Origin of the sequence: Streptomyces torulosus, from assembly GCF_001419765.1 — a bacterium.
GTDB classification, from domain to species: domain Bacteria; phylum Actinomycetota; class Actinomycetes; order Streptomycetales; family Streptomycetaceae; genus Streptomyces; species Streptomyces torulosus.
In genome coordinates, this window is sequence record NZ_LIRK01000622.1 from 1 (window position 1) to 4,834 (window position 4,834).

The 4,834-nt window shown below is 71.6% G+C and carries 2 protein-coding genes and 1 pseudogene; 2 read left to right on the plus strand and 1 reads right to left on the minus strand.

Features of this window, described 5'->3' with window-relative positions; genetic code table 11:
• Nucleotides 1-345: 345 nt before the first annotated feature.
• The gene (locus AOK23_RS35510; protein WP_055716649.1) at nt 346-1,128 is read right to left on the minus strand and encodes a TetR/AcrR family transcriptional regulator; all 783 of its coding nucleotides are present in this window, start codon (nt 1,126-1,128) and stop codon (nt 346-348) included.
• Between the two features lie 390 nt (nt 1,129-1,518).
• On the opposite strand from AOK23_RS35510, the gene AOK23_RS35515 reads away from it, so the two are divergent.
• Both AOK23_RS35515 and AOK23_RS35520 read left to right on the plus strand, forming a co-directional pair.
• Nucleotides 1,519-2,886 (plus strand): NAD(P)/FAD-dependent oxidoreductase, encoded by a 1,368-nt coding sequence (locus AOK23_RS35515; RefSeq protein ID WP_055716650.1) that lies wholly within the window; start codon nt 1,519-1,521, stop codon nt 2,884-2,886.
• A 301-nt stretch (nt 2,887-3,187) separates the two neighbouring features.
• Nucleotides 3,188-4,809: pseudogene (locus tag AOK23_RS35520) on the plus strand (ATP-binding SpoIIE family protein phosphatase).
• The last annotated feature ends 25 nt before the right edge of the window (nt 4,810-4,834 follow it).

Below are 4,834 nucleotides of genomic sequence, written 5' to 3' on the forward strand. Positions count from 1 at the left end.
CGCCCGTCCACACCCATCGCGGAAGCCCCCGCCGCCTGCCGACACAGTCCCGAACACCGAGTCACCCTGCCATATTGGCTTTTGTTCAGCCCCCGGTCTCAAGGGCATATCACCCGTCCGAGCGTCTCCCCAGTCCTCCGTGCACGAGTTCACCCGTACGAGTGGTCGATCTCTGGTGACGAGAGCGGGAGCGCGAGCAGCGGCAACGGGGAGGGGAGCGGGAGCGGCAACGGGAAGGGGCGGCGGGAACAGGAACGGCCCCGGCAACGGGAAAGGGCGGCGGGGGCGCAAGCCCCACACCGCCCTACGAGGTGGCGCACTTTCTGCGGCGCGCTACCCCCACCCTCAAGCCGGCCGGGACCGAAGCCCCTCCAACAGGATGTCCAACAGCCGAGCCGAAGCCGCGGCCTGCTGCGCCGCGTCCGGCAGGGACGGTGCCGCCGTGGCGATCACGAGCAGCACGTCGGCCACGGTCACGTCCTCCCGCAGCTCACCCGCCGCCCGGGCCCGCTCCACCAGCTGCCCCACGACCTCCAGCAGCGCCGAGGCCCCGGCGTCATCGGCCGGCCCGGCACCCACCGGCGCCGACGCGTCCGACGACACCAGTCGCAGCTCGGCCGTCGGCTGGACCCGCTGCTGCGGCACCCGGTGCTCGTCGGCGATTCCGCCGACACCGACCTCGGTCCCGTCCTCCGCGACTCCGACCCGCAGCACCTGCGGCGGCAGCAGCCGCCCGGCACCCGAGGCCACCGACGTCCGCAGGAAGCGCGACAGCGCCGACCACGGGTCCTCCTCCTGCCCGAGCGCCACCCGTGCCTGGTCGGTGAGCCGGGACGTCTCCTCCTCGGCTATGCGCCGGACCAGGACGTCCTTGCTCGGGAAGCGCCGGTACACCGTGCCCACACCGACCCGCGCACGGCGGGCTACGTCCTCCATCGGCGCGCCGTACCCCAGCTCGCCGAAGACCTCGCGCGCCGCGCGCAGCACGTGCTCGAGGTTGCGCTGTGCGTCCACACGGAGCGGGGTCGACCTCGACCCGTCCCCGCGCCCGTTGCCGCCCGCCGTGCCGATCGCGCCGCTGGGCGCGAGAGCTGAGGCGGACGACCAATGAGAGTCCTGAATATGCATATGTGTTCCCCCGGTAATGACGTCTCCCCCCGGAGACTCTCCCCGTCATCGGAAGCCGGAGCGGCGGGACGAGCGTTCGTGGTCCTCCACGGTTCCGAGCCTGAACCCGGCCGAATCCCTTGAACGCATCCCCCATGCACCCCGTCGACACACGAACATAGTTGAGAGGGAGTCAATTCAGAAGGGGCACGTTCCGCACGGAGCGCCCCTCGATCGGAGTACGGACGGTTTAGGTACCGTTTGCGCCCCCCGCTGCCACCCGGCTCACACCATCTGACCTGCGCACCTGCCGCTCACGCCGGTGAATCGGCCAACCCCGCGCCCGCTGGGCGACCGGTCACACAAATTGCCGGGGCTGTGGACAAACCAGCGAGAGAGGTGCGTCATGGGATGGTGAAGGAACGGATGCGCATCCTCATCGTCGGCGGCGGCTACGTCGGGCTGTACACCGCACTGCGTCTGCAGCGTCAGCTGAAGCGGGAACTGAGTAGCGGCGACATCGAGATCGTCGTAGTGTCCCCCGACCCATATATGACGTATCAACCCTTCCTTCCGGAGGCCGCGGCGGGCTCCATCTCGCCCCGCCATGTCGTGGTCCCGCTGCGTCGCGTCCTGAACCAGTGCAAGGTCGTCATCGGCGAGGCCACCGAGATCAACCACGCCAAGCGCGTCGCGACCCTCACCACCCTCGCCACCGAGGAGGAGGGTTCGACCGCCGAGCAGCTGTCGTACGACGAGCTGGTCCTCGCGCCCGGCTCGATCTCGCGCACCCTGCCCGTCCCCGGTCTCGCCGACTTCGGTATCGGCTTCAAGACCGTCGAGGAGGCCATCGGACTGCGCAACCACGTCATCGAGCAGATGGACATCGCCTCCTCCACCCGCGACCCCGCGATCCGCGACGCCGCCCTGACCTTCGTCTTCGTGGGCGGCGGCTACGCCGGCGTGGAAGCGCTCGGTGAACTGGAGGACATGGCCCGCTACACCGCGCGGTACTACCACAACGTCAAGCCCGAGGACATGAAGTGGATCCTCGTGGAGGCCTCCGACCGCATCCTCCCCGAGGTCGGCGAGGAGATGGGCCGCTACACGGTCACCGAACTGCGCCGCCGCAACATCGACGTACGCCTCCACACCCGCCTCGAGTCCTGCGCCGACCGCGTCGCCGTCCTCAGTGACGGCGCCCGCTTCCCGACCCGTACGGTCGTCTGGACGGCCGGCGTCAAGCCGCACCCGATCCTCGCCGCCACCGACCTCCCGCTGAACGAGCGCGGGCGCCTGAAGTGCACCCCCGAGCTGTCCGTGGAGGGCGTCTCGCACGCGTGGGCCGCAGGCGACGCGGCCGCCGTCCCCGACATCACCGCGAGCGAACCGGGCAAGGAGACCGCCCCCAACGCCCAGCACGCCGTACGCCAGGCCAGGACGCTCGGCGACAACATCGTCCGCTCGCTGCGCGGCCAGCCGCTGGAGGCGTACGCGCACAAGTACGTGGGCTCCGTCGCCTCCCTGGGACTGCACAAGGGCGTGGCGCACGTCTACGGCCGGAAGCTGAAGGGCTACCCCGCCTGGTTCATGCACCGCGTCTACCACCTCAGCCGGGTGCCGACCTTCAACCGCAAGGCCCGCGTCCTCGCCGAATGGACCCTCGCCGGCCTCTTCAAACGAGAGATCGTCTCCCTCGGCTCACTCGAACATCCCCGTGCGGAGTTCGAACTGGCTGCCGGTGGAAAGGCTCCTGAGGACCCGAAGGGGTCGTCCTGACCGGATCCAGGAACTCCACCGTTCAGGCCGACGTCTGACGGATGTCGGCCCGGTCGGACAGACTGGTCCGCGACATGATCCATGATCTCGGGCGGGGTCACCGTCCTGCCCGGGCAGGACCCGACGAAGCCCGTACGAAGCACCCCTGAGCACCCCGTAGTACCCACACGCCCGCACGACCAGGCGTCCCCCTACCGCTGCACACCGGGGCCACCCCCGGACCACCGGGGCCACCCCCGGAGCATCGGCCGGAACCGGAGCCGGCCACAGACAACACCACGAGGCACGAGGCAAGGATTCGGTGAACTTCACGCGCTGGAGCGCCCGGCTCCCCGGTACGCAGCGCCGCGCCGCAGCGCGGACCGAACACACGGTCACCCCGGACCGGCGGGGGGAGGGCGCCGTGCCCGCGGCCCGCGCCGAACGGCAGAGCGACGACCCACCGGACGACACCCCGCCCGTGCCCGCCGTCGACGACCTCCCCACCCGTGAGATCCTCGACCGCATCCCGGCCCTCGTCGCCCTCGTCCACGGCCATGACCACCGCACCGCCTACGTCAACGACGCCTATGTCGCGGCCTTCGGCGTACGCCCCCTCGGCGCCCCGGCCCGCGAGGCCCTCCCCGAGTTGGACGCCCTCGGCCTGCTGCCCCTCCTCGACCAGGTCCTGCGCAGCTCCAAGCCCCGCACGGTCAAGTCCCGCAAGGCCCCCTCCGGCCGCTCGTACACGATCACCTGCACCCCCGTCGACGTCCCCGGCGGCACCGAGCCCGGCGAGGGCGGCGTCCTCATCTTCGCCGCCGACGTCACCGACCACGCCGAGGCCGCCGAACGCCTCCGCGCCAGCGAACGCCGCCAACGCGAAACCGCCGTCACCCTCCAGCGCTCCCTCCTCCCCCAGGAACTGGAGGAGCCCGACGACCTGCGCATCGCCGCCGTCTACCACCCCGGCGGCACGGAGACCGCCGTCGGCGGCGACTGGTACGACGTCATCACCCTCGGCGGCGGCCGCACGGCCCTGGTCATCGGCGACGTCATGGGCCGGGGCGTACGCGCCGCGGCCGTCATGGGCCAACTCCGGACGGCCGTCCGTGCCTACGCCCGCCTCGACCTCCCCCCGCACGAGGTGCTCCAGCTCCTGGACGGCCTCGCCACGGAGATCGACGCCAACCAGATCGCCACCTGCGCCTACGCCGTCCACGACCCCAACGAGGGCCGCTTGGTCTACGCCTCCGCCGGCCACCTCCCGATCCTCGTCCGCGACGAGAACGGCACGGTCCAGCGCGCCGACGAGCCGATCGGCCCTCCCCTCGGCACCGGCGGCTGGATGCACGCCTCCGGCTCGATCCCCCTGTGCCCCGGCTCCACAGCCGTCCTCTACACGGACGGTCTGGTGGAACGCCGCAACGAGGACCTGGACGAGGGCATCGCCGCCCTGGAAAGAGCCCTGGCCGGCGCCACCGGGACGCCCCAGGTGATCTGCGACCGCCTGGTCCGCTCGACCGGCGTCACCGCCGACCATGACGACGATGTCGCCGTCCTCGTCCTCCAGCACCCGTCCCGCACCGGCCCCGACGGCGACCTCTTCCGCAACGCCGCCCTGGAACTCCTCGGCGGCGTCGAAGCGGCCCCCCGAGCCAGAGCGTTCGCCTCCGGCGTCCTCACGAGCTGGCGGTTCCCGCCCGAGATCCACGACCTGGGCGTCCTCGCCGCCAGCGAACTCGTCGCCAACTCCCTCCAGCACGGCACCCCGCCCATGCGGCTGCGGCTGCGCCGCACCGACGCCGAGCCGAACCCGTCGACGAGTCCGGCCGAGGCATCGCCATCATCGCCACGATCGCCTCCAACTGGGGCAGCCGCCGCACCCCAGGAGGCGGCAAGGCGGTGTGGTGCGAGTTCGCCCTACCGCGATCCACGCCGTAGGGGTGGGACCGGGGGGCGCGTGGGC

What these genes read in the sequence shown, in the direction of transcription:
- AOK23_RS35510 (WP_055716649.1), bottom strand. Translation starts at nt 1,128, where the DNA reads ATGCATATTCAGGACTCTCATTGGTCGTCCGCCTCAGCTCTCGCGCCC.
- AOK23_RS35515 (WP_055716650.1), top strand. Translation starts at nt 1,519, where the DNA reads ATGGTGAAGGAACGGATGCGCATCCTCATCGTCGGCGGCGGCTACGTC.